The sequence below is a fragment of the Sphingomonas sp. Sphisp66 genome, from assembly GCF_047324325.1.
GTDB lineage: Bacteria > Pseudomonadota > Alphaproteobacteria > Sphingomonadales > Sphingomonadaceae > Sphingomonas.
Map to the genome: position 1 here is coordinate 1,355,584 of NZ_CP168508.1, position 13,613 is coordinate 1,369,196.

Below are 13,613 nucleotides of genomic sequence, written 5' to 3' on the forward strand. Positions count from 1 at the left end.
TTGGCCCCGGGTCTCCGGGACGTGCCGTAGGAGAACCCGGGGCTAACTGCCTGCCAGGAGCTGTCCCGCATGGACGCGGTATCGCAGCGAGGGTGCGCGAAACGTCATGCCGGGAGGATGGAACCCGGGGTGCGGCTTGTCAAACCGCGCTGGGGAGGGCCCGGCCCCTATTTCCGGGTGGCGGCGGTAGGGGCGAAGTCGAGCCGGGCATATTCGCGGATGCGCCCGTTGCTCAGCTTCCCCTCGACCAGCTCATAGCCCATCAGCGCGAACACCCGGTCGCCGAGGAAGATCGGCCGGGCATTGCCGTACCAGTCGACACAGGAGGCCTTGCAGGCGTCGTCGCGCGCGGTCTCGGCATTGGCGGCGAGCTCGCCGGCGGGGGCCAGGCGGCGGGCGTCGCGGCGCAGGAAGGCGACTGCCGAGCCGCTGCCGAGGAAGCGCGCCGCAGGACTGTTGCCGAGGTCGCGGGTGATCGGCAGGCCGAGCGTGCCCGACGATCCATCGGGGCTGTTCGCGTCCGGGCGGTAGAAGAAGGCCTGGCTGCGCCGCTCGCCCTCGCGCGCGGTGGGCAGGAACGAGGTGTCGCCGAGGCGGGGCGGGCCGCCGGCCAGCTCGATCGAGGAGAAGCCGAGCCGGTTCTTCGCGTCGTTGCCGATGACGACGGCGTCGTTGCCGATGATGTCGATCCGGTCGACGCCGTGGGGTGCGCGGATACGGCCGATCAGGCCGCCGTCGAGCGGGACGACGAAGACGGCTGCCTCATTCTGCTCGCCGGCGAAGCGGCCGGCCGAATAGACGAGGTGGCGGCCCATGAAGCGGTTGTGGAACGACCAGTCCGGCTGGTTGCCGAGCGGCAGCGGGCGATAGGCGCGGCCGGGCGCGAGATAGGCGCCGTTGCCGAATGCCGAAAGCGGCAGGCGGAGCAGCGCGGCATCGCCGGAGCTGACTTCGGGCCGCCACATCCAGTCTCCGCGGCTTTCTGCGCGGACGACCACGTCGAGCGCGCGGGCGGCGCGGTCCTCGCGGAAGGAGAACTGGTCGACCGGGCCGCCCCAGGCCTGGAGCGCGCCGGGACGGGAACCGTCGAGCGGCATGCGATAGAGCATCGCCCGGTCATGGCCCTTGCCGCCGGGCAGGGCCTCGCCGATCCAGACATAGACGGCGTTGCCGGACACGTAGAAGTTGCTCGAATCCGAGCCGAGCACGGCGGTGGCGCGGCAGGAGAGCCGGGGCGCGGCGAGATCGCAGACGGTCACGGTGTGGAGCGTCGAGATGTCGGCTTCGGAATTGCGGCGGATCGGCTCGGGCACATAGACGCGCGTGGCCGGGGTGATCCGCTGGAAGCCGTCCTTGCCGAGGCCGGCATAGCGATCGAGGTCCTTGCCGGTCCAGCGGCGCAGCGCGGGCAGCTGCGCGACGATCGGCGTGTAGGGATCAAGGTCGAGCGGGGTGTAGAAGATCAGCTGGCTGCCGATGAGGCGCGAGGCATAGTTGCTCGAGGAATAATAGTCGTTCGAGCGCAGGTGGTGGCTGTCCTCGTAGCGCAGCCGGCCGGCGGCATCGATACGGAAGCGGTTGATCTCGGTGCCGCCGCGTTCATAGCTGTAGCCGACCACGATGACCCGGTCGCCGGAGACGAGCATCTCGTCATACCAGGCGTCGCCATCGGTGCCCGGCGGGAAGGCGTCGACATGATCGACCGCGCGCATCGCGCCGTCGCCGACCCGGACGGTGAACAGCCGGCCGCGGCGCAGCACGACCAGATGGTTGCCATGGACCTTGACGATGCCGCCCTCGTCGACATCGGCTTCCTGGGTGTTGGTGATGCTCGGGGATGTCGCGCGAGTGCCGGTGACGACCACGGCCTCGTTGGCGGCGCCTGGTGCGGACGACGGGGCCATCACCATCGTGGGGGCGGGAGGCGGCAGGTCGGCCGGCATCGGCGTCGGGCGCTGGCGGGCGCGGCGCTTGAGGAAGGTCGCGAGCTCCTGGTCGCTGGTGAAGGCGCGGAGCCCGGCGGTCTGCGCCTGGGCCTGGGGTGCCGGAAGGGCGCCCGCGCAGATCAGGGCCGCCAACAAGGATGTTCGCCACATGCGCATTGCCCCCTCTATCGTTCGCGAACAGCTTAGCGGCCGGGGTGGCGAGGGCAATCGCCTTGATGCGGTTCAGAGCCGCTCGGCGACCAGCAGGCAGGCGAGCATCGCCAGCACCAGCGCGATCAGCGCGATGCCGAGCGCCGGCCAGCCCCATATGGCGACGACCATGCCGGCGAGCGGCGGGCCGAGCAGCGCGCCGCCCGCACCGAACTGGGTGATCAGGCCGTTGGCCGCGGCGATGCGAGGGTCGTCGGGCGTGGTCGCGCCGGCCTGGGCGGGGAGGCGGGCGAACATCAGCGGCGGGACGAGGCCGCTGACCAGGGTGGCGGCGATGGCGAGGGCGCCGCTCTCGACCAGGCTCGCGGCGGCGTGGCGGTAAAGCCAGAAGACCAGGGGAAGGGTGGCGAGCAGGGCGAGGGTGGAGACGAGCATCATCCGGCGGCGGCTCAGCTGCCCGCCGCGCATCAGCCACATCGCGGCGGCGGAGCCGGGCAGGGCGGCGAGCGAGGCGAGCGCGGTGATCAGGCCTACCTGCCCGATCGGGGCGCCGCTGCGCTCGACCAGGAAGCTCGGTAGCAGCATCAGCAGCGCGCAGACGAACAGGGTGTAGAGCCCGAAGGCGAGGGTGGAGACCCAGGCGGCGGGGGCGGGGAGGGTGATGCGCTGGCCGCCGGCACCGGGGAGCGGGAAGCGGGTGAGCAGCGCGGTGATGACGGCGAGCGCGACGGCCCAGAGCAGCATCACCCCGCGCGGTCCTGCCAGCGTGACCAGCGAGGCGGTGACGGCGCTGCCGAGTGCGAGGCCGACGGGGACGAAGGTGCTCCACAAGGCGAGCGCGCGGCCGCGGCTACGGTCGGTGGCGAGGGCGGCGATGGCGGTGGGGGCGACGATGACCATCAGGAGATAGCCCACGCCCTCGACCGCGCGGGCGGCGAAGAGGATCGCCGGAGAGGGCGCGATCGCCTCGGCCAGGCTGGCGCCGGCCAGGGTCGCGCCGCCGGCCAGCAGGAAGGCGCGCATGCCGAAGCGGGCGAGGCCGAGCCCGGCGACGAAGCCGAACAGCCCGCCGCCGACCTCGAGCAAGGAGATCAGCAGGGCGATCTGGGGGAGGGTGAGGTGGAAGCTCTCGCGCAGGATCGGGGCGATGGCGGAGATCTTGGCGAGCTGCGCGGCGGCGAGGATGCCGACCAGCCAGAGCGTCAGGATTCGGGGCCAGGGCGTGCGCATGCGGGCCCTGCTAGGGGCGGCGGGCGTGGATGGCCACGAATAGATTATACGGGGTCGGAGGCGATCGTCGTGGTGATGCGGCCGATCCGGCCGTCGGCGAGGGGCACCGTCTCCCAGCGCATCGTGCTGGGCAGCACCGCGATCACGGCATTGCCGTTATGGCCGGTGTGGAACTCGAGCCGCTGGAAGGGGCGGTCGTACCAGCCTCGATCGGCGAGCCCCTCCTCGGCGGCGACGATCTCGGGGCTGGCGAAGCGCCACAGCGAGCGGTCGAGGAACGCCTCGGCGCCGCCGGGCCAGCCCGCCACGCGGGCGGGGGAGGCGGCGAGCAGGCGGTGGGTGGCGTCGCAGACCAGGTGGACCGGGGCGGTCGAGCTCTCGATCAGGCGCTTGAGGGCAGCGTCGGCATCGTTGCCGGCATGGGCGGCGATCATCGCGAGGATGCGGTCGCGCATCGCCGGATCGGGCAGGTGCGCGCCGCTCTCCCAGCGCGACACGCTGGCCTGGGTCACCGCCAGGCGCCCGGCGACGTCGCCCTGCTTGATCCCGTTCAGCAGACGGAAGCGGCGCAGCGCCCTGCCCAAAGGGAGATCGTGCAGCATGGCGGGGAAAATAGGCTGCCGGGCCGGCAGGTCAATGCGCGGTCAGCGCCGCGCGCAGCCTGGCGATCATGTCCCGAACCTCGGCGCTGCGGAGCTGGTGCGCCGCTTCCAGCGCGGCCAGGTCGCCGCCGCAAAAGTCGCAGGCTTCGTTCTCGATCCGGACGAAATGCTGGCAGCCGCGGCAGAGGCGCAGCGGCACCGGGATGCGGCCGGGCTCAGGCATCGACCGGGGCCTGGGCAAAGGCCTCGACGACAATCTCGAACTCGCCATGATCGAAGGAGCGCCCTTCGGCTTCCTTCACCTTGACCAGCCGCTCGCGCAGCCCGCGCGACTGGAAGTCGAGCGCGCGGTGATGGCACATCGGATTGTTGCCGGCGCGGCCCATCAGCGCATGCGCGGTCCAGGTGCAGCCGGCCATGCAGGTCTCGGCATAATAGCAGCCGCGGCAATAGCCCCAGAGATCGTCGAGCGTGCGGCGGCGGTTGAACGCCATCGGCTCGGCATTCTCCCAGATGTCGCGCAGGCGGCGCTCGCGGACATTGCCGCCGGCATAGGGGCTGGGCAGGCCGGGGCAGGACTTGATCGTGCCGTCCGCCTCGATCCCCATCACCGTGTCGCCGGCGTTGCAGCCGTGGAAATGGATCTCCTCGTTCATCACGTTGCGCAGCGCGCTCTCGTGCGGGCCGAAATAGCCGATATTGCTGGCCGGCTGGAGGAAGAGGCCGCGCTCGCGGCCCTTGCGCGCCAGATCGGCGAGGAGGGGCATCACCTCGAGCATCTGCCAGGGCTGGAGCAGCATGTCCGGGTGATCGGCGGCATTGCCCATCGCAGTGGTGATGGCGAGCTGCCAGTTGCGGCAGCCGGCATCGATGATGATGTCCATCAGCTCGGGCAGCTGCGTGAGGGTGAGCGCGTTGATCTGGGTGTTGACCCCGACCTCAAGCCCGTGCGCGCGGACATGGCGCATTGCCGCCAGCGCCATCTCGAACGAGCCGATGACGCCGCGCAGGCGATCATGGGTGGCGCCGATCCCGTCGAGCGAGATGCCCACCGCGTTGAGCCCCGCCGCTGCGGCCTGGGCGACGCGCTCCTCGCTGAGGTTGCGCCCGCCGGTCTGCAGGTCGCACTCCATGCCGGCGGCACGGATCGCGGCGATGATCTGGAGCCAGTCCTTGCGCAGATAGGCCTCGCCGCCGATCAGCCCGACGCTGCGCGCGCCGAGCTCGGCGATCTGCTCGACCAGGTCGAGCGCCTCGGCGGTGGAGAGTTCGTCACGGCGTCGCCTGCCAGCCCGCGACCCGCAGTGCTGGCAGGCGAGATCGCAGGCCAGGGTGATCTCCCAGACCACGCTGACCGGCACGCGCCGCATTATGTCGTCGAGCCCGGAATAGCGGACAGGCAGGGTTTCGCTTGTCCGCAGGGCCGTCACTTGGCGGCTGTCTTTCGCAGCACGCCCTCGGCGGCGTGGATGATGCCGTCGAGATCCTTGTACTCCGCCTTCAGCTCCTTGGCGCCGGTGATCAGCGCCTGCAGCTCCGCGACGTTGGCTCTTTCGAGAATGTCGAAGACGACGGGACGATAATAGACCCGGCCCGGATCAAGCAGAAGATGGAGCCGTTCCAGCGTGAGTGCTTCGCGCTGTATCTTGGGAATTGCCATAAGCCTTCTCCCGTATAAAGCGACATCGAGTCGCAGGGAAAACGTACAGGATTCGCAAGTTCTTTGAAAGTGACTCAAAGTTTATTTGGATTTTCGAGTCATTTCACCAATATTGATTATAAATCCATTTCGGATTTTAATTGGATTAATTGAAAGAATACCATTGTTCGGCGCCGAGAGGGGAATTCGTGCGTCCGCAGATATTTGCGCGGCACTCTGCATAATCCCGGGGCACACGGGGCGCCCCAGGGAAGGGATCAGAGCGCGATCCGCAGCGAGGCGCGGAGGGTGCGCGGGGCGCCGGGGAAGATCCATACCGGGCTGTACGAGCTCTGCGCGTAACGCGCGTCGAACAGATTATCGGCCTCCAGCCGCAGGGTCAGCTGGCGCGAGAAGGCGTATTCGACCGATGCCTTGGCTTTCACATAGGCTGGCAGGACCAACCCGCTGCCATCGATCGCGCCGGCCCGGTCGCCCATGTAGCTGGCTCCGGCGCTGAGCGAGGGGCCGCGGCCCTCGGTATTCTGGAAGCGGCCAAGGACGAAGAGCGTACCGGCATGCTCGGGCACGTCGAGGACGCGATCGGTGGCGAAGCTGGCATCGTCGGTGCGGGCGTGGGTCCAGGCGTAGTTGGCGACGATCTGCCAGTGCGGGGCGAGCCTGATCGAGGCGTCCGCCTCGATGCCGCGGCTGCGGAGATTGCCGACAGGGGCGAGGAAGTTGGGGTCGGTGGGATCGTTGGTCAGGATGCCCTGCTTGCGGATGTCGAACCAGGTGAGCGCGACGTCCACGCCCGCCCAGGCGCCGGTGACACCCAGCTCATAGCCCTTGCCGCGCTCGGGCGCGAAGCCCTGGCCGAAGCGATCCGTCCCTGAGTTCAGCAGGAGGCTCTCGCCCCAATTTGCGTGGAGGGCGAAATTGTCGTCGAGCCGGTAGCGGGCTCCGAGGCGGAAATTGGCGGGCTGGTCGACCGCGCGGCCGGTGGCGCCCGTGTTGTTGTTGTGGATGCGCTGGCGATAGGCGTCGAGCCGGACGCCGCCGGTGACGGTCAGGCGATCGGTGACTTCCCACATGTCCTGGACGTAGAGCGTGCCCGACCAGCGCTTCTCGTGATTGTTGGTGAAGGGGAGCAGCACGGGCGGGGCGCCGCCATAGACGGGGTTGAAGATGTCGATCGCATAGGGCGCGCTCGCGCTCGGATTGCGGCGCATCCAGCGCTCGGCATAGTCGAGCAGATAGCCCTTGGCGCCGATGCTGAGCTGGTGCGCGCCGATGCGACCGGCGAGCTCGATACGGGCGGAGAGATCGTCCACCACGAAGTCGCGCGAGCGGCGCTGGCGCCACAGACTGGTGCCGACGAGGCGGGACTGGTCGGAGGAGAAGCCCTTGAGCGAGCCGGTGCGCCAGGCGAGGCCGGCATTGAGGCTCCAGCTGCCGCCGAGATCGGCGAGGGCGGTGATCTGGTGGCGTTCGTTGCGGAAGCGGGTAACGCCGTCATTCGGCTCGCCATAGAAATTGGCGCGGGGCAGGGCGTTGGCGTCGCCGTTCAGCGCGGGGATGCCGCGATCGAAGGGGGCGTCGAAGCGGGTGATCTCGCCGACATAGGTGAGGCGGAAACTGTCGCTGGGGCGCCAGGTGAGCGAGGGGGCGACGGTGCGGCGGCTGAGCGTGACATGGTCGCGCCAGCCGTCACTGTCCTCGCCCGCGACGACGATACGGGCGGCGAAGCTGCGCGAGATCGGCAGGTTGGCATCGAGCTCGACCCGGCGGGTGTTGAACGAGCCATAGGTGAGCACGGCGCTGGCTGACGATGTGAAGCCGGGCGTCTTGCTGACGATGTTGACGCGGCCGCCTGGATCGATGTCGCCGAACAGTGCGCCAGCCGGGCCCTTGAGCAGCTCGATCCGCTCGACCGTGGACGGGTCGCGGGGCGGGCCCATGCCGCGATTGGCGAGGAAGCCATCGACATAATATTCGGCGCCGCCATCGGGCGTGCCGAGGAAGCCGCGGATCGCGAAATTGTCGAGCATGCCGCCACGGTTGTTCTGGTTGCTGACGCCGCTGACCAGCTCGAGCGCATCGGACAGGCGATAGGTGCCCGCCGCGACGAGCAGGTCGCGCTCGATCGAGCGGCTCGACTGCGACATGCGCTCGGTGACCGGGCCCGAGGAGAGGGTGGGATCGGCACCGGTGCGGCGGGTGCCGAGCACGACGATCTCCTGGCCTTCCTCGACGGCGGCTTCCTCCTTTTCCGGCTCGGCAAAAGCGGGGAAGGTGCAGAACAGCAGCGGCGAAAGCAGGGCTGCCGCCGGGAAATGTCGGAACAAGGGCTTGCCTTTCGTGATATGATGTAACATTTCGTGTGGCGAAAGGAAGCCGATGCTGTCAACCCCGAACCCCGGTGCCGAAACAATTCCACACAGTGCGGCGCGTGCCCCGCGGATCGTCTCGATCGATGCGCTGCGCGGGCTGGTGATCCTGCTGATGCTGGTCGATCACGCGCGCGAGTTCTTCTTCCGCCATGTGCCGGTCAGCGACCCGATGGACGTGGAGGCGACCGTGCCGGAACTGTTCTTCACCCGGCTGTCGGCGCATCTCTGCGCGCCGATCTTCGTGCTGCTGACCGGGGTGGGGGCGTGGCTCTATGCGGCACCCCGGGGCGGGGCTCGGGCTGCATCGGACTTTCTGTGGAAGCGCGGGCTGTTCCTGGTGGTGCTGGAACTGACCGTGGTGAGCTTCGCCTGGAGCTTCGAGCTGCTGCCCGACCGGTTCTTCCTGCAGGTGATCTGGGCGATCGGGCTTTCGATGCTGGCGCTCGCGGCGCTGGTGCATCTGCCGCGCTGGGGGCTGGTCACGGTGGGGCTGGTGCTGACGCTGGGGCATAATCTGCTGGACGGCGTGCATGTCGCGCCCGGCGGGTCGGGGCAGGTGATCTGGGCGGTGCTGCACGAGCGGACGTTGCTGCCGCTGCCCTGGGGCGGAGATGTGCGGACGTCCTATCCGCTGCTGCCGTGGATCGGGGTGATCGCGCTCGGCTATGCGATCGGGCCGTGGTTCGCGAAGGGGGCGGAGCCAGCGTGGCGGCTGCGGGCGCTGGGGGTGGCCGGGACGGTGGCGCTGGCCGGGTTCGTCGTGCTGCGGGCCGCGAACGGCTATGGCGACCCGACGGCGTGGCAGGCGGGCAGCGACGGGCTGCGCAGCGTGATGGGCTTCCTGAACGTCACCAAATACCCGCCCTCGGCGGACTTCCTGCTGCTGACCCTGGGCGTGGGCGCCTGGCTGCTGGCCGCGCTGGAGAAGCTGCCGGCGCGGCCGGTCGCGCTGCTGGCGGTGTACGGATCGGCGCCGTTGTTCTTCTACATCCTCCATCTCTACCTGCTCCATGCGATCAACCGGATCGCGGCGCTGGCGACGGGCGTGGATGGGCTGGCGACCCTGCCGAACGTGGCGAGCCTGTGGCTGGTCGCGGCGGCGGTGGCGGTGCCGTGCTGGTTCGCGTGCCGGTGGTTCGGCGGGGTGAAGCGGGCGAGCGGGGCGTGGTGGATGCGGTATCTCTAGGGTGGCATTTTCCCGGCAAGCGCGCCAGTCGAACGGTTGATATTCGGTGGAAGGCGGACGTTGGCCACCACTTGGCAAATGATAGCCTTGGGCGTGTCCAATCAGAGAGTTCACAACCTGGATCTAGAGCGCTTCCTGCTTGCGCTCGATACATGGGCTGCGAACAATCACGTTGCGTCAATAACATGCGACCAATGCGGATCCGTCATCCGGTTTCGACAGCAGGATGCGACCACCTGGCACGAATGTGACTGCGGCAAGTTCAGCGGAGCGCTGAGAGGCCTCTGACGAACGGCGGAGATTGAGCGGATTGCCGATGATCCGCCTTTCGACTTAGACTGGGGCATGCACTTCGCGATTGCCGACGACCTGCTTGGGCACGGCTGGGCCTCAGCGACGCTGAAGATCCGCAAGCGCGTGCACGGGGCATCGGGCGCTTCGGTGATCCCGGTCCGCTATTTCGAGCACAGCTATCTGCGCGAAGATCGCGATTTCCTGTTCGTGCTCAGAAGTGCCGATGACGGCACCTATGAAGTCGTCGGGAAGAAACTCATGTCGGCGCGTCCACGCCTGGCCGCGTCCTGCGCCTGACCAACCATGCTGCCCGGGGGAACAATCTTGCCACTGATCCTGCCCTTCGCCCTTCTGCTGGAATTGCCGCTTCAGGACCAGCGCGAAGCTGCGATCAAATCGACGCAAGCCGATGTCGAGGGCTACAGATATGACGAGGATGTCGGGCTGAAATACAAGGGCGTTACCCGCGCCATCGCGCGCGCGGAGAATGCCGGCCGGTGCCGCACCAAGTTCATCCTTGAAGAGGAGGGTAGCGTGATCCTCGACTGGACCTCGATCAAGGCGGTGACGGCGCAGAAATATCAGGTGGACCTGACGGCGGGCAAGCCATCCGAGGCGATGCGCTTCGAGGTCGACCTGGCGGATCAGGCGACGAACTTCGCGGAGGTCTTCGACTATCTGCGCGCCGCCTGCGCGGGCAAGAAGTGAGCGCGCGCGTTTCGTAGCGGCCACGCCGCCTATGTCTTTGCTTCCGACGGAGTTGCTCCATTGCACCATCTGCTCACCGCCAGGCTCGTCGCCTGTATCGCCCTGCTCTCCGCGGCCGCGCCTGTCGCGCCGGGCGACGAGCCCGTGGACGGCCGCTTCGATGTCGGCGGGCGGTCGATCCGGCTGGCCTGCCAGGGCGAGGGCGCTCCGGTCGCGGTGATCGACGCGGGCATGGGGACGGCGCCGGTGGAGGATCCGGGCTGGCGGGGCATTGCGGACCGGGTGGCGCGAACCACACGCGTCTGCCGCTATGACCGCGCAGGCTTGGGCGGGAGCGATCCGGCGCCTGCCGGCACGCGTTCCAGCCTCGATGCCGCGCACGACCTCCATGCCGCGCTGTCGGCGGCCGGCGTGAAGGGGCCTTATCTGCTGGTCGGCCACTCGCTGGGCGGGCTGCATGCCCAGGTGTTCGCGGCCGAGTATCCGGCGGACACGGCCGGCCTGGTGCTGGTATCGACGACGCATCCCGACCAGTTCTCGCGCTGGCTGGCGCTGCTGCCGGCCCCGGTGCCGAATGAGGAAAAGGCCGTGACCGAAGCCCGCGCCTTCCTGACCAATGTGCAGGCGGACCCGAGCCGGAACGAGGAGCGGCTCGACATGCGGGCGAGCGCGGCGCAGGCGCATCGGCTCGGCACGCTGGGCAGCAAGCCGGTCATCGTCGCGACGCACAGCCCGCGCTTCCGCATGGTGCCCGGACTGTCCGAGCCGTTGGCGGTCAAGCTGGAGGATGCCACCCAGCGGATGCAGCGCGAGTTCCTGTCGCTGTCGACCAATGCCCACCAGAATGTCGCCGAGCGCGCGGGGCATGGCCTGCCGCATGAGGCGCCCGACTTCGTGGTCGACAATATCCTGCAGGGTGTGGCGGCGGCGCGGGGGCAACAGGCTCGCCGGTGATGTGATCTTGCCCTAGGCTCGGGAGCGGCGTTTCCACCGCTCCCGAGTGGCGCTTACCAGCTCAGGCCGAGGCGGGCGTAGATGTAGCGGCCGCCAAAGCCGAAGGGCGAGTAATAGGGGAAGCCGACCACGCCGGTCGTGTTGTTCGCGGCGACGGTATAGTCGGGATATTCGTCGAACAGGTTGTTCACGCCGAGCGCGAACTGGGCGCCCTTGAGCGCCTGGTAGCGCAGCTCGAGATCGGCGATGGTGTGCTTGCCGGTGGGGATGTCGCCCGCCGCGGTGGTGCCGGGCTGGATCACGCTGCCATAATAGCTGGCGCGCGCGGTGATCGCGAGCTTGTCCAGCGACCAGTCGATCGTGCCGGTGACCTTCTCGCCGGGCGTGCCCTGCTCGATCGAGTAGATGCGGCTGCGGGCGAACAGGGTGACCGGGCTGATCACGCCGGTGCCGGTGGGGACCGAGCTGCGATCGACCTTGGTCTGGTTGAAATTGCCGGCGAGGGTGAAGTCGAAGGTGCCGGCATCGTCCGCGCGCAGCTTGTAATGCGCCACGACATCGACGCCGCGGACCCGCGAGCGCAGGCCGTTGATGAAGAAGCGCGCCGCGGTGGCGCCGGTGTTGGTGTTGAGCAGCAGCTGGGCGATCTGCCGGCTGACCGGATCGGTCGAGGTGAGCGAGCCGCTGATGTTCTCCGACAGGGCGAGCTGGTTGCGCAGGCGGATCTGATAGGCGTCGACGGTGAGGTCGAACCCGCCCGAGCGGATCACCGTGCCGAGCGACAGGTTGGTCGAGCGCTCCGGCTCGAGCGGCAGGCCGCCGAGTGCGGCCGCGACCGGACTGACCGACGGGAAGGTGCCGGTGAGCACGGGGGCGCCGTTCTGGATCACCGAGGCGATCGAGGTGAAATATTGCTGCTGCAGGCTGGGCGCGCGGAAGCCGGTGGAGGCGGTGCCGCGCAGCGCGAACCACGGCGTGACGTCATAGCGCAGCGAGACCTTGCCGGTGCCGGTGTCGCCGAAATCGGTGTAATGCTCGGCGCGGCCGGCGAGGCCGACCAGGAGCTTGTCGGTGACCTGCGCCTCGAGATCGACATAGCCCGAGACGTTCTTGCGGCTGCGCTCGATCGCGTTGCGCGGCGAGAAACCGCCAAAGCCCTGAGCGCCCGGCGCCTGGCCGGCGACCGCGCCGGTGGCCGGATAGTCCCAGGAGGCCTGCTCGCCCGGGGTGATCTTGAAGCCTTCGCGGCGGCCCTCGACCCCGAAGGCGACGTTGAGCGACTGGAACACATCAAACTTGCGCGACACGTCGAGCCCGGCGACCCACTGGTCGTAGATCAGCGCGCCGTCATAGAAGCTGGTCGGCGAGGCGTTGCCATAGGCGTAGTTGGCTGAATTGCGGGTGTAATAGGCGATCTTGTTGCGGCCATAGGCGACGTTCAGATCGACGTTCCAGCCGGCGAGATCGCCCTTCAGGCCGAGCGCGCCATTGGCATTGGTCGACTTGGTGTTGATGATTGGCAGGAAGCCGTTCGGATAGATGCCCGAGACGGCGGTGGCGGCGCTGGCGAGGCGGGGGAAGGCGGCGCTGCGGCTGTCGCGGTCCTGATAGCCGAACCAGCCATAGAGCTTGAAATTGTCGCCGATGCCGGTGCCGGCGTTGACGTAGCCGGTATACTGCTCGACTTCGGGATCGCCGAAGCGGCCGGTGACGCGGCTGGGGGTGACGCGCGGATCATAATCGGCGCGGTTGGTCGGCTCGCGCTTGGTATATTCGCCCGAGACGGTGACGTAACCGTCATTGCCGAAGCCGATGCCCTGCCAGGCCGAGGCAGTGAAGGTCGGCTCGCCGGTGATCGAGCGGCTGCCGCGGGCGGTGTCGATATCGGTGGCGTAGAAGCCATAGGTGGCGGTGACGCCGCCGCCCGAGCGGGCTTCCCTGAGGCGGACATTGATCACGCCGGCGATCGCGTCCGAGCCGTACTGGGCCGAGGCGCCGTCGCGCAGCACTTCGATCCGCTCGAGCGCGGTGGCCGGGATGGTGTTGAGGTCGACGGCGGCCGAGCCGCGGCCGACCGAGCCGTTGATGTTGAGCAACGGCGAGGCATTGGCGCGCACGCCGTTGATCAGGACCAGCGTCTGGTCGGGCGAGAGGCCGCGCAGCGTGGCGGGACGGATCGCATCGGTACCGTCCACCGCCGAGGGGCGCGGGAAATCGATCGAGGGGGCGACGGTGGAGAGCGCGGCGCCGAGCTCGGTGGTGCCCTGGTTGCGCAGCGCCGTACCGCTCAGCACGTCGACCGGCGAGGCGGTGTCGAGCCGCGAGCGGCCCTGGGCGCGGGTGCCGGTGACGACGATCTGGGTGTCCTCGGCGGACGGCGCGGCCTGGTCGGCCTGCGGTTCCGCGGCGGGAGTTTCCTGCGCGAGGGCGGGGGAGGCTGCGACCGCCAGCGTGGTGGCGATGGCGAGGAGCGAGGGGGTACGGAAACGCATGATGATGGCCCACCTTTTC

At 68.7% G+C, this 13,613-nt stretch carries 12 protein-coding genes; 4 read left to right on the top strand and 8 right to left on the bottom strand.

What is annotated here, in order from left to right:
* Positions 1-167 precede the first annotated feature (167 nt).
* The 7 genes from ACEN8G_RS06565 to ACEN8G_RS06595 form a co-directional block, all read right to left on the bottom strand.
* A complete protein-coding gene (locus tag ACEN8G_RS06565; protein WP_413415006.1) occupies positions 168-2,078 on the bottom strand; it encodes a beta-propeller domain-containing protein in 1,911 nt (636 codons plus the stop codon).
* A 90-nt stretch (positions 2,079-2,168) separates the two neighbouring features.
* A complete protein-coding gene (locus ACEN8G_RS06570) occupies positions 2,169-3,326 on the bottom strand; it encodes a CynX/NimT family MFS transporter (protein WP_413415007.1) in 1,158 nt (385 codons plus the stop codon).
* A 44-nt stretch (positions 3,327-3,370) separates the two neighbouring features.
* Positions 3,371-3,928 carry a helix-turn-helix domain-containing protein gene (locus ACEN8G_RS06575; RefSeq protein WP_413415008.1) on the bottom strand — a complete coding sequence of 186 codons (558 nt, stop codon included), beginning with the start codon at positions 3,926-3,928 and terminating at the stop codon, positions 3,371-3,373.
* 31 nt (positions 3,929-3,959) lie between these two features.
* Entirely contained in the window at positions 3,960-4,151 is a 192-nt protein-coding gene (locus ACEN8G_RS06580) for a hypothetical protein (protein ID WP_413415009.1), read from the bottom strand.
* On the bottom strand, positions 4,144-5,298 hold the full coding sequence (locus ACEN8G_RS06585; protein ID WP_413415010.1) for a radical SAM protein: 1,155 nt from the start codon (positions 5,296-5,298) through the stop codon (positions 4,144-4,146). The genes ACEN8G_RS06580 and ACEN8G_RS06585 overlap by 8 nt, the downstream gene beginning before the upstream one ends.
* Positions 5,299-5,354: 56 nt before the next feature.
* Positions 5,355-5,588, bottom strand: a complete 234-nt coding sequence (locus ACEN8G_RS06590; protein ID WP_413415011.1) for a hypothetical protein — start codon at positions 5,586-5,588, stop codon at positions 5,355-5,357.
* 257 nt (positions 5,589-5,845) lie between these two features.
* A complete protein-coding gene (locus tag ACEN8G_RS06595; RefSeq protein ID WP_413415012.1) occupies positions 5,846-7,915 on the bottom strand; it encodes a TonB-dependent siderophore receptor in 2,070 nt (689 codons plus the stop codon).
* A 52-nt stretch (positions 7,916-7,967) separates the two neighbouring features.
* Between ACEN8G_RS06595 and ACEN8G_RS06600 the strand changes: the two genes are divergently transcribed.
* The 4 genes from ACEN8G_RS06600 (at position 7,968) to ACEN8G_RS06615 (ending at position 11,102) form a co-directional block, all read left to right on the top strand.
* The gene (locus ACEN8G_RS06600; RefSeq protein WP_413415013.1) at positions 7,968-9,146 is read left to right on the top strand and encodes a DUF1624 domain-containing protein; all 1,179 of its coding nucleotides are present in this window, start codon (positions 7,968-7,970) and stop codon (positions 9,144-9,146) included.
* Positions 9,147-9,491: 345 nt separating this feature from the next.
* On the top strand, positions 9,492-9,737 hold the full coding sequence (locus ACEN8G_RS06605; protein ID WP_413415014.1) for a hypothetical protein: 246 nt from the start codon (positions 9,492-9,494) through the stop codon (positions 9,735-9,737).
* A 27-nt stretch (positions 9,738-9,764) separates the two neighbouring features.
* Positions 9,765-10,148: a hypothetical protein gene (locus tag ACEN8G_RS06610; RefSeq protein ID WP_413415015.1), complete on the top strand. Its 384-nt coding sequence runs from the start codon at positions 9,765-9,767 to the stop codon at positions 10,146-10,148.
* A 60-nt stretch (positions 10,149-10,208) separates the two neighbouring features.
* The gene (locus ACEN8G_RS06615; RefSeq protein WP_413415016.1) at positions 10,209-11,102 is read left to right on the top strand and encodes an alpha/beta fold hydrolase; all 894 of its coding nucleotides are present in this window, start codon (positions 10,209-10,211) and stop codon (positions 11,100-11,102) included.
* A 53-nt stretch (positions 11,103-11,155) separates the two neighbouring features.
* On the opposite strand, the gene ACEN8G_RS06620 is transcribed toward ACEN8G_RS06615, so the two are convergent.
* Positions 11,156-13,594 carry a TonB-dependent receptor plug domain-containing protein gene (locus ACEN8G_RS06620; protein WP_413415017.1) on the bottom strand — a complete coding sequence of 813 codons (2,439 nt, stop codon included), beginning with the start codon at positions 13,592-13,594 and terminating at the stop codon, positions 11,156-11,158.
* Positions 13,595-13,613: the final 19 nt, after the last annotated feature.

Coding starts and splice junctions, on each gene's coding strand:
- ACEN8G_RS06585 (WP_413415010.1), bottom strand. CDS start 5,298: ATGCGGCGCGTGCCGGTCAGCGTGGTCTGGGAGATCACCCTGGCCTGC.
- ACEN8G_RS06570 (WP_413415007.1), bottom strand. CDS start 3,326: ATGCGCACGCCCTGGCCCCGAATCCTGACGCTCTGGCTGGTCGGCATC.
- ACEN8G_RS06580 (WP_413415009.1), bottom strand. CDS start 4,151: ATGCCTGAGCCCGGCCGCATCCCGGTGCCGCTGCGCCTCTGCCGCGGC.
- ACEN8G_RS06605 (WP_413415014.1), top strand. CDS start 9,492: ATGCACTTCGCGATTGCCGACGACCTGCTTGGGCACGGCTGGGCCTCA.
- ACEN8G_RS06590 (WP_413415011.1), bottom strand. CDS start 5,588: ATGGCAATTCCCAAGATACAGCGCGAAGCACTCACGCTGGAACGGCTC.
- ACEN8G_RS06620 (WP_413415017.1), bottom strand. CDS start 13,594: ATGCGTTTCCGTACCCCCTCGCTCCTCGCCATCGCCACCACGCTGGCG.
- ACEN8G_RS06575 (WP_413415008.1), bottom strand. CDS start 3,928: ATGCTGCACGATCTCCCTTTGGGCAGGGCGCTGCGCCGCTTCCGTCTG.
- ACEN8G_RS06600 (WP_413415013.1), top strand. CDS start 7,968: ATGCTGTCAACCCCGAACCCCGGTGCCGAAACAATTCCACACAGTGCG.